The organism is Limnohabitans sp. JirII-31 (assembly GCF_002778315.1).
GTDB lineage: Bacteria > Pseudomonadota > Gammaproteobacteria > Burkholderiales > Burkholderiaceae_C > Limnohabitans.
On record NZ_NESA01000003.1, the window covers coordinates 188900 to 213732 of the forward strand.

Consider the following 24833-nt stretch of genomic DNA (forward strand, 5'->3'; position numbering starts at 1 on the left):
CGGGCTGGCCATGAAGCGCGACCACCTCCCCCCTGCCGAGCCCCTGAACGCTTGGCACGATGCCTTGCTCAGTTTGCAAATTTTGCAACTCGACCCGCAGGGCTTTGGCGGAGTGTGTCTGCGTGCGCCACATGGCCCGGTGCGTGACCGATGGCTCAGCGCGCTGGCAAGTCTGGGACTGCCGCTGGTCAAAGTTCCAGGCTCCGCCGATGCCGAACGGCTGCTGGGTGGCATTGACTTGGCCCACACCCTGCAAACCGGTCAGTTGCGCATGCAAGCCGGTTTGCTCCAGCAAGCAGACCAAGGTCTGGTCTGCCTGCCCATGGCCGAGCGCCTGCCCCCGTCCCTGTTGGCACCCTTGGTCCAGGCACTCGACACCCACCAAGTGCCGGCCACACACCACCACACCCAAGCCAGCACCAGCCGCTTTGGCGTGGTGGCACTCGACGAGTCGTTGCCCGATGAACCCGGCTTGGGGGCTGCGCTGATGGAGCGTCTGGGCCTTTGGCTCGACTTGCAAGCGCTCTCGCTCTCAGACATCGACCTAGGACTGTCCGATAGCGTCAACGGTGAGCCAGGTGACCTTGAAGATGCGCTGCACATCCGGCTCAGCCCCCTGGCCCTGACGCAAGCACGCGAGCGCCTGCTTCACATTCAAGCCAGCGACGCACAACTGCAAGCGCTGTGTGCTTCGGCCATGGCCTTAGGGATAGGCTCCCTGCGTGCACCGAGTCTGGCTTTGCGCGTGGCCTGTGCCCATGCGGCCGTGAACGGCCGCAGCACCCTCGACGACGAAGACCTCGGCTTTGCCGCCCGTTGTGTGTTGGCCCCACGCGCCACCCAGTGGCCCAGCGAGCCTTCAGACGATGCGCTGTCTGACCCGCCGCCACCCGAAGAAAACACCGAGGCAGAGCCACCGCCTCCGAAGGCCCAAGAGCCCGACCCAGCCCCCGAATTGCCGCAAGACTCGCCCCCTGAATCGGCCCAAGAGTCGCCCCCAGATTCACCGCCGGATTCGCCGCCCGAGTCTGAGGCGACGCCCCCCGAACCCAGCGCCGAAGACCTGCAAGAGATGATGGTGGCGGCGGCTCTGGCCAGCTTGCCACCGCACATGCTGGATGCCTTGGCCGCACAAAACCGTGCGCGTCAAAGCAACACCTCGGGCCGCAGCGGCCAAACGCGGGCCGGCAAACAGCGCGGCAGGCCCCTGCCGCCTCGCCCGGGACGACCGGGTGGGCATGCGCGCTTGCATGTGCTCGCCACCTTGAGGGCCGCCGCGCCGCGCCAACGTTTGCGCCAGACGGGCAGCGTCGCCTCGCACCAGGCTGACCTGCCAGCCCCCCATCGAAGCCGCGTGCTCATCCGGGCCGAGGACTTTCACATTCAGCGCTACCAGCAGCGCGCATCAAGTTGCGTGATCTTGGCGCTGGACGCCTCGGGCTCTGCTGCGCTACAGCGCTTGGCCGAAGCCAAAGGCGCGGTCGAGCTGCTGTTGCAACAGTCGTACGCGCGCCGCGACAGCGTGTGCATCGTGGCTTTTCGGGGCGCCCAAGCGCAACTGCTGCTGCCAGCCACGCGCTCCTTGGTGCGCGCCAAGAGGGCCATGACGGGCTTGCCTGGGGGCGGCGGCACACCGCTGGCACTGGCGCTCAAGATGGCCCATGAGCAGGCTTTGCAATTGCAGCGTCAAGGTGTCACGCCGATACTGGTGGTGCTCAGCGATGGCCGCGCCAACGTCACCTTGCAAGGCCTGGGTGGTCGCGCCCAGGCTCAGGCCGATGCCCAGCTCTGGGCTCAGCAATGGCAACGCAGCGGTCACCGCGCCTTGTGGATCGACACCAGCATGCAGCCCGACGCGCAAGCGCAACAGCTGGCCGCCACGCTGGGTGCAGGCTACCTGCCCATGCCGCACGTGCAGGCGCAGCGGATGGCCAACGCGATGGACAGTCTTCGCACGGGGGCAAGTTGAGCTTGCGACGGCGCACACGCTTGCTTCAAACGACCTGAACGATCATGTACGAAAGCTTCTACCCCGGCATGGCATGGGCTGCGCACCGGGGCACTTGGCCACATGCCCAGCACAGCCGCTTTGTGCAAGCGGGTGCCATCCACTGGCATGTGCAAATGCTGGGACAGGGCCCCTGCATGCTGCTGTTGCACGGCACAGGATCGGGCAACTTCAGTTGGCGAGGCCTGCTGCCCTTGTTGGCTGAGCACTTCACGGTGATTGCGCCCGACCTGCCCGGCCACGCTTTTTCGAGTCGTGGACCTGAAGGCTCCCTGTCTCTGCCTGGCATGAGCGAAGGCCTGCGTGCCTTGATGCGGCAACTCAACCTCACACCTCAGGTGATCGTCGGCCATTCAGCGGGTGCCGCGATTGGGGCACACATGGTGCTCAGCCACGCCAGCTTGGCGCACAGCACCCTGATCGGGCTCAACCCGGCGTGGTTGCCATTGCCCGGCATGTCCTCATGGCTGTTTGGACCTGCCGCCAAACTGGCCCAACTCAACCCGCTGTCGGCCTGGGCCACCGCCAAAATGGCTGCCCAAGAAGGTGCCGTGGCGCGTTGGATTGAGCGCACCGGCTCCACATTGGATGTGCAAGGCATTGAGCTCTACCGCAGCGTGCTCAGGAACTCTGGCCATGTTCACGGTGTGTTGTCGATGATGGCAGCTTGGCAGCTCAAGCCGCTGGCCGCACGCTTGCACAACATCCGCAACCCCGTGTTCATGGCGATAGGAAGCCAAGACCAGACGGTTCCCCCCACCATGGCCCATGAAGCCAGCCTGCGCTTGCCGCAAGCAAAGTTGGTGATGCAAACTGCACTGGGGCATCTGGCACACGAGCAGGACCCCGTCGGCACGGCGCAACTCGTCATGACATGGAGCACCTCCACATGAACACCTGGATGTCAGCAAGCTGCCAACTGTTAACCCAGGGATTTATGCGCCACGAACCAAACGCCTGACAGCCCCCACGGCTTCTCGTGCATCGGTGAAGATGGCATCGGCACCCAAAGTTTGGGGGCTGAATTCTTTGAGCAAAAAAATGGGGCCGCCGAGCACCACACGAACTTTGGGATTCCCCGAGCTTTCCCTGATGTGTTGAATCAATGCGGGCAAGGCCTGCAATTGCACCTCCAGGGCGACCGAAATGCCAACCACATCAAACCACTCGTTGGCAACCGCGCGCAGCAACTCCGATTCTGTGGATGAGATTTCCAGCACCACCTCGGCCCCGGACTTACGGAAAAAGTCAGCCACGATGGTCAGCCCCAAAAAATGCTGGGACCCAGGCGCGCAAGCCAGCATGATCCGTTCGGTATCACCGTCTTCGCGAGGTCTTGCTGGCGACTCGTAGCCCAGCCGGTAAATCGTCTGGTGCATGATCGCTAGGCCGCAAGTCACTTGCGTGAAGTCACACAGGTCTTGCTCCCACAAAACACCCAATTGCCGGGCGGCGGGTGTGATCAGTTCCAGAAAAATTTGCTCTTGTGACAAACCTTTCGCCATCAGCGTATCAACGATGCCATTGGCGGTGGGTGAATCACCTTTCAAGCAAGACTGCGTGAAGGCTTCGTATTCAGGCTGCGCAGCAATAAAGCCCGAGTCATCCAATGCTTTGGATTTGCCTGTGAAGAATTGCTGAACATTGAGCAGGCGCGGAATGATCTGCTTTTCGATCACCGCCAGAAGAGATTCTTTGCAATCCTCCTCCAGACTTCGGGTCGGTTTGTAACCATTCGAGTGACCACCCAAGCCGTTGAACTCAGACATACGCGTTCCTAGCAGCATGTGCGCGTTACCCTGGGGAAGGTAAAAACCGGGGCGTTAATCCGCCAGCAACATAGCATTCCGGTCCGCAGCTGTAGATGGGTTTGTAATTTTTTTAGCCCTGTCGATCAAGCCTGACAAACCCTAGAGAGGCCAAACCATCAAGGGTTTACCCTTTTAACCGCCCTGTTAAATCAGGAAAAAGTGCCGAATGGGCCATTGAGGTAGATGGTTTGCAGGTTCAGCACTGACGCAACCGAGACCCACACCCAGTAGGGGATCAACAACCCACTGGCCAAGCGCGACAAGCGCCACAAACCCACGATCAGGGCCCCGATCGAGAGCCATAAAAACACCACCTCAACCATTGCCCAATCCGGGCGCTGGAGTTTGAAATAGAGCGCACTCCACACCATGTTGAGCACCGCGTTGATGCCAAACAAGATGACCACACGAAGGCGAAGCGCACGGGTGTTGGCCGCTTGCCACGCCAGCCAACCGCTGATGGCACACAAGGTGAAGATCGTGGTCCAAATCACGCCAAAGGCAGCGTCTGGCGGCTTCCAGTCGGGTTGACGCAAGCTGTAGTACCAAGGCCCTAAATCCGTCAGGGCCCCACCAATGCCTGCGGTGGTGTAGCTCAACACCACGGCCAGAAAGAGACGAAAGAAGGCTTGTCGATTCATCTCTGCATTGTCGCCAGAAACAGGTAAGCACCGGGGCCCCCTAACCGAGCCGACCCCGACGCGCCACTAAGTGCGTGCCAAGCCCAGCAAGTGGGCCATGTCCTTGATGAAGATGCGCACATGCGCCATCGGGTCTTTACGGGCAAGTTCTTTGTTCATGTAAGACTCGAAGGTCAAGCGCTGTACATCACGGTCCTCACAGATTTTGACGAACTTCTCGCGACGGCGGTCGTTTTGGTACCAAAAGTACTGCATCACCCCCAAGATCCAGAACACGCGGCCATGCTGCTTCATGAAGCTCTTTCGGCCTTCTTTGAGGCAGGCGCTGTTGCCTGTTTTCAAGGCCTCGTGTGCTGCTTTGGCGACGCGCCTGGCGCAGTCCATCGCGTAATAAATACCCTCGCCCGAAGACGGTGCCACCACACCCGCGGCATCACCCACCACCACCACATCGCGTCCGTTGTCCCATTGCGGCAAAGGCTTGAGTGGGATGGGTGCGCCCTCACGACGCAAGGTGGGTGCTTGGGTCAGTCCTGCCATCTCACGAAGGCGCGCCGTGGCACTGCGCAGCGAATAACCTTTGTCGGCACTGCCCATGCCCACACTCATGGTCTTGCCATGTGGAAACACCCAGCCGTAAAAATCGGGCGAGACCTCGCCTTGGTAATACACGTCACAGCGCGCTGCGTCATAACCAGGTTGCCCCACAGGCGACTCGATGATCTCGTGGTACGCGAACACGTATTTGGTTTTATGCGCATTGGGAATGGCTTGGCGCGCCACTTCTGAGCGGGCACCATCAGCCCCCACCACCATGCGCGTGCTGACTCTGACCGACCTGGCGTGTTCGCTGGCTGCATGTTCTTTAGAGGTGACCGGGGTGTAGTGCACCCACAATTGGCCGCTGTCGTCGTGCTCGATCTTGTCAAAGATGGCCCGGCAACGCTCTGCGCCCGCTTGAGCGGCGCGCACGCGCAAAAACTCATCAAATTCGTCGCGGTCCACCATGCCAACAAAGCCGTTGTCGATCGGAATGTCCACTTTGTTGTTGGCTGGCGAGATCATGCGCGCACAACGCACCTTGGCCACCAGCAGGTGGTCCGGAATGTCGAAGTCCTTGATCAACCGAGGTGGAATCGCACCGCCGCAGGGTTTGGTACGTCCCTGACGGTCAATCAGCAAGACGCGCCAGCCTTGACGTACTAAATCGTGTGCAGCCGTGGCACCCGATGGGCCGCCGCCCACCACAACAAAATCGTAGTTGGTATGCTTCATGAGCGAGACCTGCCTTTCAGCAAAAAAACCGGACCAAATCGCAAAGGCTCGCGTTTTGCAGCACCGTTGCGCAGGCCCCAAGCCAGTGCAGCCGACAGAGCAAACATCAGCGCTTGCATGCCAAATACGGCCGCATAGGCCGTTCGTTGTTCTCCGAGCAAGGCGTGGGCCAAGTCACTTGCCGCTGTACCCAGCAAACCACCCAAGCCAAAGGCTGCGGCCTGCGCCGCCCCCCACAAGCCCATGCGCGTCCCCTCGCGCCCGGGCCCGCCCTCACCGGCTAGACGCATCATGGTGGCAATGGCGGCGATTGAAAACGCACCGTTGGCCACTCCCAAAAACACCACATTCGCCCGCAGCGGCCAGCCCACTGCCAGGGACGAGCTGCACAAGCCCACAGTGGCCAATGCCGACAGCAGGCACCCTCCCACCATCCAATCCTGTACAGAGCCGAGTCGTCCAGCCACCCGACGTGACCCAGCGCCCGCCACAGCCAACATGCCAATCAATACGCCCATGTGATGCCAGCCAGACAACTGCGTAGTTTGGCCCGGAGAGAACCCATGAACGGCCCCCGCAAAGGGCTCAAGAATCAGATCTTGCGCGCTGTATGCCAGCATGGACATGAACACAAACACGGTGAACCTACGCGCGGCAGGCTCACGCCACACTTCCTGCAAAGCTTGGTTGAAGTTCTGTTTTTCCACAGGCTCGCTCGCTCCATGGGGGGAGGCAGGCTGAACCGGCTCAACAGTCTTCTCCAGCCCCCACAAACAAATAGCCGTGATCAAGGCGGTCAAGACACTCAATCCCGCCGAGACTTGCAACAACACCTGTGGGCTGTAAGGATCAATCAGCTTGCCCACCACACCCGCAGTGATGGCAAAGCCCAGAATCATCATCATCCAGACCGTGGTGGCGGCGGGTGCGCGCTGGTCTTCGGGCACTTGCTTGGCCATCAAAGCCAGTAACGACGTGCCGCAAGCGCTCACCCCTAGTCCAATCAGGCTGAAGGACAGCATGGCCAGCAAAGCGCCATACAACGGTTGCATAGCCATCCACACGGTGGCCGATGCAGCCATCACACCGCCCACGCCCAGCACCAACATCCCGCCCATCATCCACGGTGTGCAACGGCGCCCCTTGTCGGCACCAAAGCCCATGCGCGGGCGCACGATTTGCACAGCGTAATGCCAAGCCACCAAAAAACCAGGCAACAAAGCAGGCAGCGCCAGCTCGACCACCATGATGCGGTTGAGCGTGGAGGTGGTGACCACCACCACAGCCCCCAAACACGCCTGAATCAGACCCAGGCGGACGATCTGAAACCAACCGAAATACGGCGTGCTCATGCAACCTCCAGAAGTTGTTGCAAGGGTTGGAGTTGGCGCAGACCCCAAGCGCTGACCATCATGCCACTGACAAACATAGGCACCCCCAAAGCACTGACTTGCAAGGCACGCTCAACCGGTTGTTGCATAAATTTGGCCATCAGTGGCCACTGGGCCAACGCCAGTGCCAGCACCGCAACACCATGCCAAGGCAGTTGCCAAAACCACAAAAACAGTGCTACCGCGACCTGCGCCAGCCCCATGAACACACAAGCCACACGCGCTGCGCCTACCGCGCCTAACTGCACCGGCAGTGATGCAATGCCCATGCGGCGATCACCTTCAATGGCCTTGAAATCGTTGAGCGTCATGATGCCGTGCGCACCAATGCTGTAGAGAAGAGCCAGCGCCAAAGCATGCGGCCCCGGCCAAGCCCCCCCCAGCATCACCGCTGTTCCGGTCAACCAGGCCAGCCCTTCGTAGCTCAGCGCACAAGCCGCGTTACCCCACCAACCGTTGTTTTTCAGGCGAACAGGGGGCGCGCTGTAGGCCCACGACAAAGCAATTGCCAACCCGCAGGCGGCAAAACCCCAAGGCCCCATGAGCGTGGCCCAGAGCAAAGACAGCAGCGTCCAGCCCACGGCAATCCCCAATCCCCAGCGCCCAGGCATGCGGCCCGAAGGGATGGGCCGGTGAGGTTCGTTGATGGCGTCGACATGGCGGTCAAACCAGTCGTTGACAGCTTGGCTACTGGCACATACCAAAGGGCCTGTGAGTACAAGGCCTAACAGCAGCAAGCCCCAATGAGCACTCAGGCTCTGACCGGATGCCACCACGCCACAAGCAAAAGCCCACATGGGCGGGAACCAGGTGATGGGCTTGAGAAGTTCGGCTACCGTGCCCAGCGTAGGGCGGGTGCGAGCTGCATCAAAAGCAAGAGGCGGGGTGTCCATATCTGCATTTTGATAGGACATTTAGAAATGTCAACTAGAGTTGACACCTACGATCAAGATCAGAGAGTTCTCGCTAGGAGTTGTCAACTTCGACTTCGGCAACCATGCCAAATCGACGCAGCTTGACATAGAGGCTTTGGCGGGACAGACCCAACATTTCCGCCGCCGAAGCACGGTTGTTGTGGGTCAGCTCTAGGGCAGCTTCAATGCACATGCGCTCAATGGTGTCCACCGTCTCACCCACAATGTCCTTGATCGGACGGCGCCCCACCAGTTGGGACAATTCGGCAAATGGGTTGACCAGGTTTTTCGCCATCGATGGACCTGCGGGCAGCCTACGGTCCATGTCACGCACAAAGAACGCGTACATGGGCTCGGGGTGGGCCAAATAAACGGCCGAGACCTCAACTGGCAAGGTCATTCCCGAGAGGGTTCGCACCTCGGTGGCGAAATTGCGCACAGGCAACTGCTGACGCAAACTGGTATTGAGCACCCCCCAATCCACCGCCCCCCTTATCAACCAACGCTCTAAGCTCTGCCCCACCACCTGAGAAGAAGCGGTCAGACCTAACAAGGCCATGCCTTCGTCGTTGACGCTTTTGATCGCGCCTGAGGTGTCGGTAAGCAACCAACCGTCGGGAAAATGCGCCATGGCCTCACTGAGCACCGCAGAAGAATGCGAGTCGTGGCGTAGTTCAGGGGCGGCCTCTCGGGTCACCAAGCGCACCAGAAACTGCGCCCCTCCCTCTTGGCGAAACACCGTGGCAGACACAGTCCAAGGGGCTGTCAGCCCCGCCACACGGGCGGCGCACATTTCGATGCGTCCTGTGGCCAGAGCCATGCGCAACAAAGACTGCACTTCACCCTGGCTGTCTGCTTCAAAGCATTCGCGCACGTCGCGACCGACGAGGCGCTTCCCCGCATCTTTGAGCAGCGATTGGGCGCCCAAATTGGCCTCCAACACCCTCTGGGTGTTCGCGTCGACCACCAACACAGCCTCAGGCGAGGTGTCAAACAAGACGCGATAACGCGCCTCGATATGGCGCAAGCGCAAATAGTCACGCTCCATGGATTGCTGGGTTTCTACCAAGCGACGCTGGAGTTCGGCCAGACTTTCCAAGTCACGGCCGATGGCCAACAATTGACCCGCACCCAAGGGCACCACCACGTACTGCAAGGCGATTTCATTGCCCAAAGGGGAAATGTGATTCACATGCCGCCAGCGCATCACATTGGAGGCGTCCTGAGATTGCAGCATCTCTTGAATTTTGATGCGGCTTTCGCTGGTGACGGTGTCCATCCAGCGTCGGCCGATCCAAGCTTGGCACCCCAAGGAGGCAAGCTTGTCGCGTCCCGTCGACACGTCTTCAATCACACCTTGTGCATCCATGACCAAGGTGATGTCCGACACAACACCCAGCAATTGGGAAAAGGTTGACGGGTCCAACGAACCAAGCTTCATACTGTAAACCATGGGTGTTCAGGTATCAGAAAGTTGACACTTGAATTTGTCATGTAAGTATAGGCTTATAAAGTGCCTTATGGTCAACCGCGTTGGATTTGAAATACAAATAAATACAAGTTGCACTTCATCACACCTTGAAAGAGGCTAAATGCATGCATTGCGTGATCCATTTCACGGCTGTAGGTGCATCTTCGGCCACCACGTCTGCGGCAATTGACTTCAAGCGGGCAGGTTCGCGCATGGCCATGGGGCCGCCCAAAAACATACGCATACTCGGGTTCAACGAACAGTCCTTGAGTTGCGGCAACAAAGCGGCCAAGGTGCCCAAATGTCGATCGGTGCTGACGGACACCCCCACCGCATCAAACCAATCGGACTGAAACAGACGCTTGAATTCAGCCACATCCTGGGGTACACCCAAAGTCACCGCCCAACCCTCAAGCTTGAAAAATTCGCTCAGCATGAACAAGCCCATGCTGTGCTGGGCCCCAGGCTCGGTCAACAAAAGCACGCTCCAGCCATGACGCTGAGGCGATGCCTCTTGCAAAAACTCGGCGCTGAAGTCATGCAACAGCTGTTGCAAATGCGTTGAAACGATGGTCGTCATCGCAAAATCCAATCGGTCCGCTGTCCACCATTCACCGATCAAACGGGCGCACGGGGTAATGCCCCGCACATAGATATCAGCCAGCGATTGCCCCTGCCTTTGCCAGCCAAACACCACCTGTCGTGCCGCATCCAAGCCCTGCAAACAGGCTTGCGCCAAGAGATGAACCTGCGCCCCATCCAGCGCCAATTTGCCGTTGAAAGATGTGCCTCCTACCAAGCGCGGACCTATCGGCACGTCTCTTCGTAACGCTTCAGGCAAGTGAGCGGTCAACCCAGGCTCCAAGACTGTGGGCTGTGCGCTGTCGAAATTGAATTGCTGAGCCATGACAAACACCAATCATGAAAGGGATACACCAGCGGCAGGCTCCAACCGATCAGAGTACGCGTCGCAAGAGTCATATCCAGCAAGGCAAGCAATGCCTTAACCAAATACATGCTGAAGTTTGATTTGATTCTTCTCATTTCTATTTGGTGTAAACCCTAAAACACTAAATTAATGTCAATTTATGTTGACACACTGCATATCGAGGCATACATTCTTTCCAAAGATAGCCATCAGACAAGGTATTGCATGTCCGTTTCAGCCGCCTCGCTTTTGTACACGCCAGCGCAACGCGCCCGGCGTGACGCGACCGCTTGGACGCTGGTGCAAGGCGTGTTGGCACCCGTTCAATTTTTGGTATTTCTGATCAGCCTCTACCTCGTGCTGCACAGCCTGCAAACGGGCCAACACACCGATTGGGCTTTGGGTTCGGTGGTGGTCAAGACCTTGGTGCTCTACGTCATCATGATCACCGGCGCTATTTGGGAAAAAGTGGTCTTTGGTCAATACCTGTTTGCGCCCGCCTTCTTCTGGGAAGACGTGGTCAGCATGGGTGTACTGGCCCTGCACACGGCTTACCTGTGGGTCTGGTGGCAAGGGCTGTGGACCCCCGCTGACCAATTGCTGCTGGCTCTGGCCGCCTACGTGAGCTACGGCATCAACGCCGCGCAATACATCCGCAAGCTGCGCATGGCGCGGCTGCAAAAAAATCATTCCAATTCGCCCTTGTCGGGTGCACAGGCCAGCACATGAGCAGCGTCATTCCAATCCGTGCCCAAACTCTCGGTTGCACCGACGTCACCCCCTTGGTAGAGCGCGGACAACGTGAGGTCTTTTGCGGCCTCACCGGCATCATTTGGCTCCATCGAAAAATACAAGACGCCTTCTTTTTGGTGGTCGGCTCACGCACCTGCGCGCACCTGATTCAGTCGGCTGCGGGGGTGATGATCTTTGCCGAGCCTCGGTTTGGCACGGCCATCATCGACGAGCGCGACTTGGCAGGCCTGGCCGATGTGCACGAAGAACTCGACCGCGTGGTCAACCAACTGTTGGCGCGCCGCCCTGACATCCGCTTGTTGTTTCTGGTCGGTTCTTGCCCGTCCGAGGTGATCAAGCTCGACCTGTCACGTGCCGCTGAACGGCAAAACCAAATCCATCACCCGAAAGTGCGCGTGCTGAACTATTCTGGCAGCGGCATCGAAACCACCTTCACCCAAGGCGAAGACGCTTGTCTGGCCGCCATGGTGCCAGGCCTGCGCAATGACACGTCGACAGCCCCCGCGCTGATGGTGGTCGGGACCTTGGCCGATGTGGTCGAAGACCAGCTGCGCAGCCTGCTCGAGCGCATGGGCTTGCACGTCAACTTCTTCCCACCACGCAACAGCCAAGCCATGCCCGCAGTGGGCCCCAATACCCGCTTCTTGCTGGCTCAACCCTTTTTGGCAGACACCGCACGGGCCTTGCAATCGCGCGGCGCACAGCACCTGGCCGCGCCCTTCCCACTGGGCGTCGAGGGCACCACCGCTTGGCTGCAAGCCGCAGCCACTGCGTTTGGCGTGTCGCCTGAGGTGTTTGACAGCGCCATCGCCGCGCCACGCCAGCGCGCCGAAAAAGCCCTGGCCGTGCAACGCCAAATGCTGCAAGGCCAGCGCATCTTTTTCTTTCCCGACTCACAGCTCGAAATCCCGCTGGCGCGCTTCGTGCACCGTGAACTGGGCATGGACTTGGTGGAAGTGGGCACCCCTTACCTGCACCGCCAACACATGGCACCTGAGTTGGCTTGGCTCCCCCAAGGCACCCGCATCAGCGAAGGCCAAGACGTCGACCAGCAGCTAGAGCGATGCATCGCCGATGCCCCCGATCTGGTGGTCTGTGGCCTCGGCCTCGCCAACCCCCTCGAAGCCCAAGGCATCACCACCAAGTGGGCCATCGAGTTGGTCTTCACGCCCATCCAAGGTTATGAACAAGCCGCCGATCTGGCAGGTCTGTTCAGCCGCCCACTCAAACGCCGCACCAAGCTGGCGGCCTGAAAGCGCAGGAACACACCATGCAACTGACGCTCTGGACATATGAAGGCCCACCCCACGTGGGCGCGATGCGCGTGGCCACCGCCATGCGCGATGTGCACTACGTGCTGCACGCGCCGCAAGGCGACACCTACGCCGACTTGCTGTTCACCATGATTGAGCGGCTGCCACGCCGCCCGCCCGTGACCTACACCACATTTCAGGCGCGTGACCTCGGGGGAGACACCGCCGAACTCTTCAAAGACGCCGCCCGAAAGGCCGTGGCACGCTTCAAGCCTGCGGCCATGCTGGTGGGCTCGTCTTGCACCGCCGAGCTGATCCAAGACGACCCGGGTGGCTTGGCCCAGGCACTGCAACTGCCCATTCCCGTGGTGGCGCTGGAGCTGCCTTCTTACCAGCGCAAAGAAAACTGGGGTGCGAGCGAAACCTTCTACCAACTCTGCCGGCACCTGGTGCACAAGCCCACCGAGCGTCAGCCCAAGGCCCGGCCCAGCTGCAACATCTTGGGCCCCAGCGCTCTGGGGTTTCGCCACCGTGACGATGTCAAAGAAATCACCCAGCTGCTCAACCAGCTCGGTGTCGATGTGTCTGTGGTGGCACCGCTCAACGCCAGCGTGGCCGACATCCAGCAATTGGCCAATGCCGATTTCAACGTGGTGCTCTACCCTGAGATCGGCCTCAGCGCCGCGCAGTGGTTGCAGCGTCAGTTTGACCAGTCCTTCACCAAAACCGTGCCCTTGGGCAGCCGCGCCACCCGCGACTTCATCGCCGAGGTCTGCGCCCTCACAGGCTTGGCCCAGCCCACCCACGACCCCGACAACGCACACGCCACGTGGTACGCCAAGTCTGTGGACTCCACCTACCTCACCGGCAAGCGCGTGTACATCTTTGGCGACGCCACGCATGCCGTTGCGGCGGCGCGCATTGCCAGCCAAGAAATGGGCTTTGAGGTGGTGGGCTTGGGCACCTACAGCCGCGAATTCGCACGCGAGGTGCGCGACTGCGCCAAGGCACTGGGCATCGAGGCGCTGATCACCGACGACTACCTCGAAGTCGAAGACCAAATTCAAGCGCTGCAACCCGAGCTGATTTTGGGCACACAAATGGAGCGCCACATCGCCAAGCGCCAAGGCATTCCATGTGCGGTGATTTCGGCCCCCGTGCACGTGCAAGACTTCCCGGCACGCTACGCACCGCAAATGGGTTTTGAAGGTGCCAATGTGTTGTTTGACACCTGGGTCCACCCCCTGATGATGGGCCTGGAAGAACACCTGATCGGCATGTTCCGCGAAGACTTTGAGTTCCACGCCGGCGCTGCCCCCTCGCACCTGGGCAGCACCCGCCCCGCAGCAGACATCAGCGCTGCCCAACCCGCTTCACCCCAAACACCCGCAGCGCTGACGCCCAGCGAACCCAGCACGCCCAAGCCACCCAGCTCGCCAACCAGCTCACCTGCCAGTGCCCTGCCCACCCAAGCAGCTTCTAACCAAGCCACCTGGAGCATCGAGGCCGAGAAGGAGCTGGGAAAAATTCCGTTCTTTGTGCGCGGCAAAGCGCGTCGCAACACCGAACGATTCGCCCAGGACCTGGGTGTTGCCACCATCACCGTGGAGACGCTCTACGATGCCAAAGCCCATTTCAGCCGCTAAGCAGGCCCAGGCAAACACACCACGCATGAACGTGGTGTTGCTGACCATGGATAGCCACTTGGCCAGCGCCGCCCACCATGCCGCAGAGCGGCTGGCCACAGACGTACCGGGCCTGCACTTGCAAATGCACAGCGCATCGGCCTGGCGAGACAGTGACAGCGCCTTGGCCACGTGCCTGAGCGCCATTGCGCAAGCCGACATCGTGGTCGTCACCATGCTGTTCATGGAAGACCATTTCCTGCCCGTGCTCGACGCCTTGCAGGCGCGCCGCGCCGCTTGCGATGCCATGGTCTGCATCATGTCGGCGCCACAGGTGACGCAACTCACACGCATGGGCAAGTTGGTCATGGGCCGCGAGTCCAGCGGTCTCATGGCCTTGCTCAAAAAACTGCGCCCCACTGCCAAGAACTCAGACACAGGTGAAGCCACAGGCGCACCCTCGAACGCAGGGGCCAAGCAAATGGCCATGCTGCGCCGCCTGCCCAAGCTGCTGCGCTTCATCCCCGGCACGGCACAAGATTTGCGCCTGTTCTTTTTGACCATGCGCTATTGGCTGGCGGGCTCTGAACACAACATTGAAAACTTGGTCAAAACCCTGGTGCACCGTTATGCCCAAGGACCACGCGAGCCTTTGCGTGCTCTGGCCCAACCCGAAGACCCGATCGAATACCCCGAGGTGGGCCTGTACCACCCTCAGATGAAACCTCGCATCAGCGAACACCTGAGCGACTTGCCCGGCCATGGTCGCAAAGATCAGCCTGCGGTGGGCCTGCTGTTGCTGCGCTCTTACCTGCTGGCGGGCAACACCGCGCATTACGACGCCGTCATCACCTCGCTGCAAGCGCGTGGTCTGCGCGTGATTCCGGCCTTTGCCAGTGGCTTGGATGCGCGCCCCGCCATGGACCGCTTTTTCAAACAAGGCGGCGAGGCGAACATCCAGTCCCTCGTCTCACTCACGGGCTTCTCACTGGTCGGAGGACCTGCCTACAACGACGCCAGCGCCGCCGAAGTGGCCTTGAGCGAACTCGATGTGCCCTACATCGCCGCACACCCGCTGGAGTTCCAGTCCATCGAACAATGGGGCGGCTCCACACGCGGCCTGCTGCCCGTGGAAAACACCATCATGGTGGCCATTCCTGAACTCGACGGCTCCATCTTGCCCATGGTCTACGGCGGACGCCCGGGCCCTGCTGGGCAAACCTGCACCGGCTGCGACAAACACTGCACCTTCCCCAGCGGCCCACGCAGCCAAGACATGTTCACCTGCACCGAACGCACCGAGATGCTCAGCGCACGCGTAGAGCGCTTGGTGGGCCTGCGCAACAAACCGCGTGCAGAGCGCAAATTGGCCATCGTGTTGTTCAACTTCCCGCCCAATGCGGGCAGCGTGGGCACAGCCGCATATTTGTCGGTGTTCCAGTCGCTCTTTAACACCTTGCAGCGCCTGTCTGTCGAAGGCTACAAGGTCGACTTGCCCGACAGCGTGGACGACTTGCGCGAGCGCTTGCTGCAAGGCAATGCCAGCCAATACGGCACCCAAGCCAATGTGCTGCATGCCATGGACACCAACCACCATGTGCGCCACGAACGCTGGCTGTCTGAGATCGAAGCCCAGTGGGGCCCGGCGCCCGGCAAGCACCTGACCAACGGGCAGTCGCTGTTCATCTTGGGCGCGGCCTTTGGTCAGGTGGTAGTCACCGTGCAACCGGGCTTTGGCTATGAAGGTGACCCGATGCGCTTGTTGTTTGAAACCGGCTGCGCCCCGACCCACGCCTTCAGCGCGTTTTACCGCTACCTGCGCGACGACTATGCCGCCGATGCGGTGCTGCACTTTGGCACCCACGGTGCCCTCGAATTCATGCCTGGCAAACAAACCGGTTTGTCGGCCCAATGCTGGCCTGACCGCCTGATTGGCGCGCTGCCCAATGTCTACCTGTATGCCGCCAACAACCCGTCTGAGGGCGCACTGGCCAAACGCCGGGGCGCCGCCACCTTGGTGAGCTACCTCACCCCCTCGCTGACCCATTCAGGGCTGTACAAAGAACTCGTCAGCCTGCAACAGTCCATGGAGCGCTGGCAACAAATGGGCCCCGATCAGGCCCAAGACCGCAGCAGCCTCGTCGAGCTGATCCACGCGCAAGCCAAGGGCATCGACCTGGCTGTGCCCGCCGCCTTCAACCCTGCATCAGACACCGACAACGCCCACTGGATCGAGTCGCTGCAACACCAATTGCTGGAGCTTGAATACGCCCTCATCCCCGAGGGTCTGCACGTCATGGGCCAAGCGCCCACCCGCACCCAGCGGCTGCAAACCCTCAAGGTCATGGCCGACGCCATGGGCTTGACACAACACGACAGCCACAGCGACTTGATGGAGGCTTTGGTCGATGGGGCCAGCGAAGCCGAGCTCAGCGCCAGCCTGTCCACCCATGACACCGTGCAAGCCGAATCACTGCGCCAACTGGTGCGCAGCAACCGACTGCTGGGCGAAGACCACGAAATGCAAGGCCTCATGCGCGCATTGGATGGCCGCTACTTGCAGCCCGCACCCGGCGGCGACTTGATTCGCAACCCCGACGTGTTGCCCACAGGACGCAACCTGCATGGCCTGGACCCGTTTCGCATGCCCTCGGCCTTTGCTGTGCTCGACGGCCAGCGTCAGGCCGACAAGCTGCTGGCCCGCTATGCACAAGACCACCAAGCCTTGCCAGAAACCGTGGCCATGGTGCTGTGGGGCACCGACAACCTCAAGACCGAAGGCGGCCCATTGGCCCAAGCCCTGGCCTTGATGGGGGCCGCACCGCGCTTTGACAGCTACGGTCGTTTGGCCGGGGCCAGCCTGGTGCCGTTGGCCCAGCTTGGACGCCCACGCATTGACGTGGTCATCACCCTGTCGGGCATCTTCCGCGACTTGCTGCCCATGCAAATCCGCCTGCTGGCTGAAGCCTCTTTCCTGGCCGCCAGTGCTGACGAGCCCGCTGAACAAAACTTCATCCGCAAGCACGCGCTGACCTTCATGGCTGAGCACGAAGGCAGCACGCTGGAATGTGCCTCGCTGCGCGTCTTTGGCAACACCGAAGGTGCCTATGGCACCAACATCAACCACCTGATCGACAGCAGCTGCTGGGACAACGAAAACGAACTGGGCGACGCCTTCACCCAACGCAAAGGTTTTGCGTATGGCCGCGAAGGCCGCCCCGTGCGCAACACCGCGGTGCTGCAAAGCGCCTTGGCCAGCGTGTCGCTCACCTACCAAAACCTGGACTCGGTGGAGCTGGGCGTGACCAGCATCGACACCTACTTTGACACCTTGGGCGGCATCAGCCGCGCTGTGTTGCAAGCCAAACATTCGCGTGATGGCAACGCGGCCAAAGCCCCACCGGTCTTCATTGGCGACCAAACCCAAGGCGAGGGCGTGGTGCGCAGCCTGACCGAACAAGTGGCCTTGGAAACGCGCAGCCGCATGCTCAACCCCAAGTGGCACGAAAGCATGTTGCAACACGGCTACGAAGGCGTGCGCCAAATCGAAGCCCACCTGACCAACACCATGGGTTGGTCAGCCACCACCGGACAGGTTCAGCCCTGGGTCTACCAGCAACTGGCCCAAACCTTTGTGCTCGACCCGGCCATGCGCGAACGCATGGCCCAGCTCAACCCCACTGCCTCGGCCAAATTGGCCAACCGCTTGGTGGAAGCCACCCGCCGCCAGTACTGGCAACCCGACGCCGAAACCCTATCCGCCCTGCTGCGGGCGGGTGAAGAACTTGAAGACCGCCTTGAAGGCATACACGAAGGACTCCCAGCATGATCGAAACCACCAGCATCCCGGTGCAAAGCATCCCGCGCAGCCGAGGAGCCGACGGCGAGGGCAGCGTGCAGGTTCAGATGGACCCCTCCGTCAAGATCGGCAACGCCAAGGTGTTTGCCATTTATGGCAAGGGCGGCATTGGCAAAAGCACCACCTCGTCCAACCTGTCGGTGGCCTTCAGCAAACTGGGCAAACGGGTGCTGCAAATCGGCTGCGACCCCAAGCACGACTCCACCTTCACCCTGACCAAAAAACTCATGCCCACGGTGATCGATGCGCTCGAAACTGTGGACTTCCATGCTGAAGAGTTGCGCCTCGATGACTTTGTCTTCAAGGGCTACAACGGCGTGATGTGCGTTGAAGCCGGGGGCCCGCCCGCAGGCACGGGATGTGGCGGCTATGTGGTGGGCCAGACCGTCAAGCTGCTCAAAGAACACCACCTGCTCGAAGACACCGATGTGGTGATCTTTGACGTGTTGGGTGATGTGGTCTGCGGCGGCTTTGCCGCACCGCTGCAACACGCCGACCGCGCCCTCATCGTGACCGCCAACGACTTTGACTCAATCTTCGCGATGAACCGCATCGTCCAAGCCATCGGTGCCAAAGCCAAAAACTACAACGTGCGTTTGGGCGGCGTGATCGCCAACCGCAGCGATGCGACCGACCAAATCGACAAATACAACGCGGTGGTGGGCCTCAAGACCATGGCGCATTTCCCCATGCTCGACGAAATCCGCAAGAGCCGTCTCAAAAAGTGCACGCTGTTCGAGCTTGACCCCAGCCCCGCCGTGCAAGCCGTGCAAGACGAGTACATGCGCTTGGCCGCCTCGCTGTGGCTGGGTTCAGACCCCCTGCCCTCGGTGCCCATGAAAGACCGCGACATTTTTGACCTGCTGGGTTTTGACTGAAATTCGTCCATGAGAAACACACCATGAACACCACCGCCTACGAACAACGTCGCAGCCAAATCGAACACTACTTCGACCGCACAGCCGCCGACGCCTGGGCCCGCCTGACGTCGAACGAGCCTGTGGGGCGCATCCGTGCCACCGTGCGCGCCGGGCGCGACACCATGCGCGAAACACTGCTGTCGTGGCTGCCGCAAGACATGCACGGCCTGCGTGTGCTCGATGCCGGTTGCGGCACTGGCGCGCTGGCCCTGCAAGCTGCGCTGCGCGGTGCTGAGGTGGTGGCCATCGACCTGTCGCCCACGCTGGTCAAGCTGGCCGCCGAGCGCATGGCCGCCGAGCACCCGCACCTGCCCGGCTCGGTGCAGTTTTTGTCGGGCGACATGCTCAGCCCTGAGCTGGGCGAGTTTGACCACGTGGTGTGCATGGACTCGCTCATCCATTACGACAGCGACCAAATTGCCCAAGCCCTGGCGGGCTTGGCGCAACGCACACGCACCTCCATGGCCTTCACCTTCGCGCCACGCACGCCGCTGTTGGCCTTGATGCACCGCGCAGGCCGACTGTTTCCGCGCAGCGACCGCTCGCCGTCGCTGTCGCCAGTGGCGCATGCCGACTTACTGCATCGCATGCAAGGTCACACCCATTTGCACCACTGGCAAGGCGCACGCATGCAGCGCGTGGCCCGTGGTTTTTACACCTCACAAGCGTGGGAGTGGACACGTTCATGAAACTGCACATCCCGGTCCCCCGCTGGCTCAGCGCCTACGGCACACGCTTCATGCCGTTTGCCGATGCCGCCTCGCCTGAACTGCCCATGGCGCGCTTGCTGCGCCTGTCGTTGTTCCAAGTGGCGATTGGTATGGTCACCGCGCTGCTGGTGGGCACGCTCAACCGGGTGATGATTGTGGAATTGCAAGTGCCCGCCTGGTGGGTGGCACTGGCAGTGGCCATCCCCATGGTGTTTGCCCCGCTGCGCACACTGATTGGCTACGGCAGCGACACACACCCCTCGGCGCTGGGCTTGCGCCGCATTCCCTACCTGTGGACGGGCACGCTGCTGCTGTTTGGTGGCCTGTCCATCATGCCGTTTGCCTTGCTGCTGCTGTCTGAGCCCGAGAGCGCCAACCTGTGGGTGGGGCAAATTGGCGCATGCCTGGCCTTTGTGCTGGTGGGTGCGGGCATCCAGGTCACCCAAACCGCGGGCATGGCGCTGGCGCACGACCTGGCCAGCGACGACAAACGCCCCCGCGTGGTGGCCTTGCTCTACAGCATGCTGCTGGTGGGCATGATCGTCAGCAGCACCGTGTTTGGTTGGGTGCTCCATGACTTCAGCCCGCAAAAACTGATCCAGCTGGTACAGGGCTGCGCGGTGATGGTGGCGGTGATGAACCTCGCTTCGCTTTGGAAGCAAGAGGCCCGCAGTGCCAAGCGTGGACAACGCGAAGCCGGTGGCTTTGCCAACAGCTGGCGCGATCTGATGGCCCAGCCACAGATGCGCCGCTTCTTGTGGACCCTGGCCTTGGGCACCTTCGCTTTCAACATGCAAGACATCGTGCTCGAGCCCTATGCGGCCGAAATTCTGAAGCTCGATGTGGGCATGACCAGCGCCTTGACGGCGCTGAGCGCGGGCGGGGCCTTGTTGGCTTTTCTCTTGTCGGCGCGTTGGCTTGTCGGTGGCTTGCATGCCTGCCGCTTGGCAAGCTTAGGCATTGTGTTGGGCTTGCCCGCGTTTGCCATGGTGATTTTTTCGGGTCCGCTGCAGGCGGCTTGGATGTTCCGCATCGGCGTGGGCCTGATTGGTTTCAGCGGCGGTCTGTTTTCGGTGGGCATGCTGGTCACCGCGATGGGCATGGCGCAAGACGGCAGCCCGCTCGGTCACTTGGCCGGTTTGGTCATGGGCACTTGGGGTGCCGTGCAAGCCACCAGCGCCGGTGCGGCCATGGCGTTCGGTGGCGCGCTGCGTGACGGGGTCTCGGTACTGGCCATGTCGGGCGCGTTGGGTGAGGTGCTGGTCACCCCCATCACCGCCTACAGCTTCGTCTACCACTTTGAAATGTATTTGTTGTTTGTCGTGCTGGTGGCGCTGGGCCCCATGTTGCGCGCCAGCCGTTTGGCCGCCCGCGATCAAGCCCAAAACCCCGGTCAACCCGTCACCCCTTTTGGTTTGGCACAACTGCCGGGCTGATGCAATGATTTTTTGAAGGAGACAGCCATGGAAACAGGCGCAATCACACAGTACATCGATGTGGCCCAAATCGTTTTGTACATGTTTTGGGCATTTTTTGCGGGGCTGATTTACTACCTCTTGCGTGAGAACCACCGCGAGGGCTACCCCATGGATTCGGGCCGCGAGAACGGCCCCAAGATCGAAGGCTGGCCACCCGTGCCCTCACCCAAGGTCTTTAAAACGCAAGACGGTCACACCTACTTGGCTCCCGATTTGGCCCGCCCCGACGGCGAGTACAGCGCCCAGACCATGCACGGCTGGAACGGCGCACCGCTAGAGCCGCTGGGTGACCCACTGCTGGCCGGCGTGGGCCCTGGCGCCTGGGCCATGCGCGCCGACATCCCGGACATGGACCCGCATGGTCACGCCAAAATCGTCCCCCTGCGCGTGGCCGCTGATCACTCGGTAGCCAAACAGGACGTGGACCCCCGTGGCTTGCCCGTTTGGGGCGCTGACAAGGTCGTGGCAGGCACCGTGGTCGAACTCTGGGTCGACCGCATGGAGATGCTGTTTCGCTACGCCGAAGTGCAGTTGGTGAACTCGGAAAAGCGTGTCTTGTTGCCCATGACCTTTGCGCGCATCAAGAAAGACGGCACGCATGTGCAGGCGATCTTGGGCCACCAGTTTGTGAACGTGCCGCAGACAAAATCACCCGAACAAATCACCTTGCTCGAAGAAGAAAAGATCACCGCCTATTACGGCGCGGGCACCTTGTACGCCACCCCAGAGCGTCAGGAGCCCATCCTGTGAAAGCCACCCACGAACACGAGTGGGAAGCGGCCCCTGGGTTGCCCAGTGCCCTGCCCCCTGGCGAACACGTGGTCTGGCAAGGCGCGCCCGATTGGCGCAGCCTGGCCGTGCATGCGTTTCATGTGCGCAAGATCGCTGTGTATTTTGTGTTCATGCTGGCCCTGCAAGCCATCAACCTGACGGCACCCGACAGTGGCGCAGGCTGGAAGCCGCTGACCGAGGTGGCATGGAAACCTTTGCTGGTCGCAGCCAGTCTTTATGCCTTTGCCTTAGGTTTGCTGCTGGGCACCGCTTGGCTGTCGGCCAGCAGCACGCTCTACACCCTGACCAACAAGCGGGTGGTCATGCGCATTGGCATCGTGCTGACGCTGACCTTCAACCTGCCCTACAAGCGCATCGCGGGTGCATCGCTCAAGTCTTACGCCAAAGGCGTGGGCGACATGGCCTTGGCGCTTCACCCCGAGGACCGCATTGGCTGGGCCCACTTGTGGCCGCACCAGCGCGCTTGGCACATCAGCCAGCCACAGCCCACCTTGCGTTGCTTGGCCGGGTGTGAGGCAGTCGGCCAACAGCTGCTGGCTTTGTGGCGTGCCGAACGCGCCAACGACAGCCTGCGCTTGGGACAACCATCTGCCGACTCGGCCCCACCTGCGCATCGCTCCCACGGGGTACTGGCATGAGCACCTTGCACAACGACCACTGGTCACAGCACAACCACGGCCTGAGCCGCCCCATGGCCTGGATTGGTGTGGTGCTGCTGGCCGTGTTGGTGGCGTTGGGCTTGGCGCGTTGGTCGGGTCTGGACCCACGCACACCCGACGCCGCCGTGCAATGGCAACGTGCGCTGCAATTCAGCGACCTGCCCAATGGCGACATCGCGGTGCTCGACGCCGACACCCAAAAGCGCGTGGCCCGTTTTTCTGGTGAACAAGGTTTTTTACGCAGCACTCTGCGCGCGCTCGCACGTGAACGGCACCGCGAAAAAATTGGGCCCGAAGCACCGCTGTTGCTGATGGGCCGCACCGATGGTCGCCTGACCTTGCTTGACCCCACCACCCAACAACGCATCGACCTGGAGTCCTTTGGACCCAGCAACGCTGCCGTGTTTGCTGGCCTGCGTTTGGCAGGCCACGACACCCCAATCCGTTAAGCCCAACACCCATCACACACCACGGAGACTGCCATGAACGCCACTGCTGTCCACCCCATCGAAACGGCGGAAGACGCCAACAAAAAAGCCGTGCACAGCGACATGATCAGCCCGCGCTTTTACACCACCGACTTTGCCGCCATGGACCGCATCAGCGTCGAGCCCGTGCGTGCCGAGTGGGACAAGATGATGGCCGAGTACGAAGGCGACAACAACCACGACCACTTCCAGCGCGATGCGGCGTTTGCCGACGAAGTGGCAGCGGGCATGGCCACGCTCTCGCCCGAGATGCGCCAAGAATTCATGGACTTTTTGGTCAGCTCTCTGACCTCGGAGTTTTCGGGCTGCGTGCTCTACAACGAGATCCGCAAGAACGTCGACAACCCAGACATCAAACGACTGATGACTTACTTGGCGCGCGACGAATCGCGCCACGCGGGCTTCATCAACCTATCGCTGCGCGACTTCAATTTAGGGATCGACCTGGGCAACCTCAAGCGGACCAAGAAAGTCACCTTCTTCAAGCCCAAATACATTTACTACGCGACCTACTTGTCCGAAAAAATTGGTTATGCGCGCTACATCACCATCTTCCGCCAGCTCGAAAAGCACCCCGAAAAACGCTTCCACCCGATCTTTCGCTGGTTCGATCTGTGGTGCAACGACGAGTTTCGCCACGGCGAATCCTTTGCCCTGATCATGCGGGCCAACCCGCATTTGCTGCGCGGTGGTAACAAGCTGTGGATTCGCTTTTTCTTGCTGGCCGTCTACGCCACCATGTACGTGCGCGACCACACCCGCCCCATGCTGCACGAGGCCATGGGCCTCGATTCGAGCGACTACGACTACCAGGTGTTTCGTATCACCACCGCTATCACGCAGCAGGTCTTCCCGCTGGCGCTCGACACCGACAACCCGGCTTTCCGACGCGGCCTGGAACGCCTGTTCACCATTTCGCAAGCCATGGAAAAAGCCAAGGCACGAGGCGGCGTGTTGGGCAAACTTCAGCAAGGGGTGTGCGCCCTGCAAGCCGCTGCCACCTTTGCCCGTCTGTACTTCATGCCGGTGATTCAACAAGACCTGTCACCTCAGGTGCGCATGGAACCCGCATGGTGAATGAAGTGGTTTGGGCCTGCGTGTTCACGGCCCTGTGCTGGTGGCTCGGCACGGGTGTGATCCTGTGGCTCGACCGCTTGCCTGCGCGCAGCTTCCGGTTCAGTCTGGCGGGCTGGACGGTGTTGCTGGCTTTGAGTTTCTGGGGTGTCGCGCACAGCATGCGCGAGGTCAGCGTGGTCAACGCTTACTTGGCCTTTGGCAGCGTGATCGTCATGTGGGGGTGGCACGAGTTGACCTTTCTCACCGGCTGGATCACCGGCCCACGCAAAACGCCGCTGGATGCGGGCGCCCAAGGCTGGCCGCGTTTTGTGCAATCGGTGCAGGTCATGCTCTACCACGAGCTGGCCTTGCTGGCTAACTTCGCCGTGCTGTGGTGGATGCAAGAAGGCGAGCACAACCACGTGGCCATTTGCACCTACGCGCTGCTGTGGTGCATGCGCCTGTCGGCCAAATTGAATTTGTTTTTTGGTGTGCCGCAAAACGGGGCGCAATACCTGCCCGCGCACCTCAAGTACCTGGCCAGTTATTTCCGCACCCGCGACATGACCGTCTGGTTTGTGCTGTCCATGGGCGTGGCCATGGGCACCTGGTTCTGGTTGGTCTGGCTGGCCCAACAAGGTGCAGTGGCCATCACCACCGGTTGGGTCATGCTGGCCACGCTGCTGGGGCTGGCGATCGTTGAACACGTCATCATGATTTTTCCTTGGCCACTGGAGCGGCTGTGGGGTTGGGCCATGGGCCAGACCACCAAACCGGCTTTGACCTCACCCCCTTGAAGGC

Annotated in this window: 21 protein-coding genes; 14 read left to right on the forward strand and 7 right to left on the reverse strand. The window is 60.9% G+C overall.

Translation table 11 applies throughout. The features are described from left to right. Nucleotides 1-10: 10 nt before the first annotated feature. Nucleotides 11-1969, forward strand: coding sequence for a VWA domain-containing protein (locus tag B9Z41_RS05980; RefSeq protein ID WP_100146136.1), 1959 nt, complete (start codon nt 11-13; stop codon nt 1967-1969). A 44-nt stretch (nt 1970-2013) separates the two neighbouring features. Then, a complete protein-coding gene (gene bchO / locus B9Z41_RS05985) occupies nt 2014-2901 on the forward strand; it encodes an alpha/beta fold hydrolase BchO (protein ID WP_100146137.1) in 888 nt (295 codons plus the stop codon). A 42-nt stretch (nt 2902-2943) separates the two neighbouring features. Here the strand turns inward: bchO and B9Z41_RS05990 are convergent, their stop codons facing one another. From B9Z41_RS05990 to B9Z41_RS06020, 7 genes are all read right to left on the reverse strand, one after another. Continuing rightward, nucleotides 2944-3777: a B12-binding domain-containing protein gene (locus B9Z41_RS05990; RefSeq protein ID WP_233202552.1), complete on the reverse strand. Its 834-nt coding sequence runs from the start codon at nt 3775-3777 to the stop codon at nt 2944-2946. A gap of 191 nt (nt 3778-3968) precedes the next feature. Further along, a complete protein-coding gene (locus tag B9Z41_RS05995; protein ID WP_100146139.1) occupies nt 3969-4460 on the reverse strand; it encodes a TspO/MBR family protein in 492 nt (163 codons plus the stop codon). A 66-nt stretch (nt 4461-4526) separates the two neighbouring features. Continuing rightward, entirely contained in the window at nt 4527-5735 is a 1209-nt protein-coding gene (locus B9Z41_RS06000; RefSeq protein WP_100146140.1) for a geranylgeranyl diphosphate reductase, read from the reverse strand. After that, the gene (locus B9Z41_RS06005; protein ID WP_100146141.1) at nt 5732-7087 is read right to left on the reverse strand and encodes a BCD family MFS transporter; all 1356 of its coding nucleotides are present in this window, start codon (nt 7085-7087) and stop codon (nt 5732-5734) included. The genes B9Z41_RS06000 and B9Z41_RS06005 overlap by 4 nt, the downstream gene beginning before the upstream one ends. Beyond that, nucleotides 7084-8019, reverse strand: coding sequence for a chlorophyll synthase ChlG (chlG, locus tag B9Z41_RS06010; RefSeq protein ID WP_100146142.1), 936 nt, complete (start codon nt 8017-8019; stop codon nt 7084-7086). The genes B9Z41_RS06005 and chlG overlap by 4 nt, the downstream gene beginning before the upstream one ends. 73 nt (nt 8020-8092) lie before the next feature. Continuing rightward, nucleotides 8093-9493 (reverse strand): transcriptional regulator PpsR, encoded by a 1401-nt coding sequence (ppsR, locus tag B9Z41_RS06015; protein WP_233202554.1) that lies wholly within the window; start codon nt 9491-9493, stop codon nt 8093-8095. Between the two features lie 118 nt (nt 9494-9611). Next, nucleotides 9612-10418: a B12-binding domain-containing protein gene (locus B9Z41_RS06020; RefSeq protein ID WP_233202556.1), complete on the reverse strand. Its 807-nt coding sequence runs from the start codon at nt 10416-10418 to the stop codon at nt 9612-9614. A gap of 246 nt (nt 10419-10664) precedes the next feature. Between B9Z41_RS06020 and bchF the strand changes: the two genes are divergently transcribed. From bchF to puhE, 12 genes are read left to right on the forward strand one after another with little or no spacing between them, the layout of a single operon-like run. Further along, nucleotides 10665-11168 (forward strand): 2-vinyl bacteriochlorophyllide hydratase, encoded by a 504-nt coding sequence (bchF, locus tag B9Z41_RS06025; protein ID WP_100146144.1) that lies wholly within the window; start codon nt 10665-10667, stop codon nt 11166-11168. Continuing rightward, nucleotides 11165-12445: a ferredoxin:protochlorophyllide reductase (ATP-dependent) subunit N gene (locus tag B9Z41_RS06030; RefSeq protein ID WP_100146145.1), complete on the forward strand. Its 1281-nt coding sequence runs from the start codon at nt 11165-11167 to the stop codon at nt 12443-12445. The genes bchF and B9Z41_RS06030 overlap by 4 nt, the downstream gene beginning before the upstream one ends. Before the next feature lie 17 nt (nt 12446-12462). Then, nucleotides 12463-14091, forward strand: coding sequence for a ferredoxin:protochlorophyllide reductase (ATP-dependent) subunit B (bchB, locus tag B9Z41_RS06035; RefSeq protein ID WP_100146146.1), 1629 nt, complete (start codon nt 12463-12465; stop codon nt 14089-14091). Further along, nucleotides 14066-17899, forward strand: a complete 3834-nt coding sequence (locus B9Z41_RS06040) for a magnesium chelatase subunit H (RefSeq protein WP_100146147.1) — start codon at nt 14066-14068, stop codon at nt 17897-17899. The genes bchB and B9Z41_RS06040 overlap by 26 nt, the downstream gene beginning before the upstream one ends. Continuing rightward, a complete protein-coding gene (bchL, locus tag B9Z41_RS06045) occupies nt 17896-18807 on the forward strand; it encodes a ferredoxin:protochlorophyllide reductase (ATP-dependent) iron-sulfur ATP-binding protein (protein ID WP_100146148.1) in 912 nt (303 codons plus the stop codon). Before B9Z41_RS06040 ends, bchL begins: the two co-directional genes overlap by 4 nt. A gap of 23 nt (nt 18808-18830) precedes the next feature. Beyond that, a complete protein-coding gene (bchM, locus tag B9Z41_RS06050) occupies nt 18831-19538 on the forward strand; it encodes a magnesium protoporphyrin IX methyltransferase (protein ID WP_100146149.1) in 708 nt (235 codons plus the stop codon). Further along, nucleotides 19535-20995 carry a BCD family MFS transporter gene (locus B9Z41_RS06055; protein WP_100146150.1) on the forward strand — a complete coding sequence of 487 codons (1461 nt, stop codon included), beginning with the start codon at nt 19535-19537 and terminating at the stop codon, nt 20993-20995. Before bchM ends, B9Z41_RS06055 begins: the two co-directional genes overlap by 4 nt. A gap of 27 nt (nt 20996-21022) precedes the next feature. Beyond that, entirely contained in the window at nt 21023-21787 is a 765-nt protein-coding gene (gene puhA / locus B9Z41_RS06060) for a photosynthetic reaction center subunit H (protein WP_100146151.1), read from the forward strand. After that, complete coding sequence (puhB, locus tag B9Z41_RS06065) at nt 21784-22467, forward strand: photosynthetic complex putative assembly protein PuhB (RefSeq protein ID WP_100146152.1); 684 nt, start codon at nt 21784-21786, stop codon at nt 22465-22467. The genes puhA and puhB overlap by 4 nt, the downstream gene beginning before the upstream one ends. After that, complete coding sequence (gene puhC, locus B9Z41_RS06070) at nt 22464-22937, forward strand: photosynthetic complex assembly protein PuhC (protein ID WP_100146153.1); 474 nt, start codon at nt 22464-22466, stop codon at nt 22935-22937. The genes puhB and puhC overlap by 4 nt, the downstream gene beginning before the upstream one ends. A 33-nt stretch (nt 22938-22970) precedes the next feature. Then, nucleotides 22971-24053 (forward strand): magnesium-protoporphyrin IX monomethyl ester (oxidative) cyclase, encoded by a 1083-nt coding sequence (acsF, locus tag B9Z41_RS06075; protein ID WP_100146154.1) that lies wholly within the window; start codon nt 22971-22973, stop codon nt 24051-24053. Continuing rightward, a complete protein-coding gene (puhE, locus tag B9Z41_RS06080) occupies nt 24047-24829 on the forward strand; it encodes a putative photosynthetic complex assembly protein PuhE (protein ID WP_100146155.1) in 783 nt (260 codons plus the stop codon). Before acsF ends, puhE begins: the two co-directional genes overlap by 7 nt. Nucleotides 24830-24833: the final 4 nt, after the last annotated feature.

Bases quoted from the DNA above. Each gene is read 5' to 3' on its own strand.
- B9Z41_RS06040 (WP_100146147.1), top strand. From the start codon at position 14,066: ATGCCAAAGCCCATTTCAGCCGCTAAGCAGGCCCAGGCAAACACACCA.
- bchL (WP_100146148.1), top strand. From the start codon at position 17,896: ATGATCGAAACCACCAGCATCCCGGTGCAAAGCATCCCGCGCAGCCGA.
- puhA (WP_100146151.1), top strand. From the start codon at position 21,023: ATGGAAACAGGCGCAATCACACAGTACATCGATGTGGCCCAAATCGTT.
- bchB (WP_100146146.1), top strand. From the start codon at position 12,463: ATGCAACTGACGCTCTGGACATATGAAGGCCCACCCCACGTGGGCGCG.
- B9Z41_RS05995 (WP_100146139.1), bottom strand. From the start codon at position 4,460: ATGAATCGACAAGCCTTCTTTCGTCTCTTTCTGGCCGTGGTGTTGAGC.
- puhC (WP_100146153.1), top strand. From the start codon at position 22,464: ATGAGCACCTTGCACAACGACCACTGGTCACAGCACAACCACGGCCTG.
- ppsR (WP_233202554.1), bottom strand. From the start codon at position 9,493: ATGGTTTACAGTATGAAGCTTGGTTCGTTGGACCCGTCAACCTTTTCC.
- B9Z41_RS06055 (WP_100146150.1), top strand. From the start codon at position 19,535: ATGAAACTGCACATCCCGGTCCCCCGCTGGCTCAGCGCCTACGGCACA.
- bchF (WP_100146144.1), top strand. From the start codon at position 10,665: ATGTCCGTTTCAGCCGCCTCGCTTTTGTACACGCCAGCGCAACGCGCC.
- bchO (WP_100146137.1), top strand. From the start codon at position 2,014: ATGTACGAAAGCTTCTACCCCGGCATGGCATGGGCTGCGCACCGGGGC.
- B9Z41_RS06030 (WP_100146145.1), top strand. From the start codon at position 11,165: ATGAGCAGCGTCATTCCAATCCGTGCCCAAACTCTCGGTTGCACCGAC.
- B9Z41_RS05990 (WP_233202552.1), bottom strand. From the start codon at position 3,777: ATGTCTGAGTTCAACGGCTTGGGTGGTCACTCGAATGGTTACAAACCG.
- B9Z41_RS06020 (WP_233202556.1), bottom strand. From the start codon at position 10,418: ATGGCTCAGCAATTCAATTTCGACAGCGCACAGCCCACAGTCTTGGAG.
- B9Z41_RS06000 (WP_100146140.1), bottom strand. From the start codon at position 5,735: ATGAAGCATACCAACTACGATTTTGTTGTGGTGGGCGGCGGCCCATCG.
- bchM (WP_100146149.1), top strand. From the start codon at position 18,831: ATGAACACCACCGCCTACGAACAACGTCGCAGCCAAATCGAACACTAC.
- acsF (WP_100146154.1), top strand. From the start codon at position 22,971: ATGAACGCCACTGCTGTCCACCCCATCGAAACGGCGGAAGACGCCAAC.
- chlG (WP_100146142.1), bottom strand. From the start codon at position 8,019: ATGGACACCCCGCCTCTTGCTTTTGATGCAGCTCGCACCCGCCCTACG.
- B9Z41_RS06005 (WP_100146141.1), bottom strand. From the start codon at position 7,087: ATGAGCACGCCGTATTTCGGTTGGTTTCAGATCGTCCGCCTGGGTCTG.
- puhE (WP_100146155.1), top strand. From the start codon at position 24,047: ATGGTGAATGAAGTGGTTTGGGCCTGCGTGTTCACGGCCCTGTGCTGG.
- B9Z41_RS05980 (WP_100146136.1), top strand. From the start codon at position 11: ATGAAGCGCGACCACCTCCCCCCTGCCGAGCCCCTGAACGCTTGGCAC.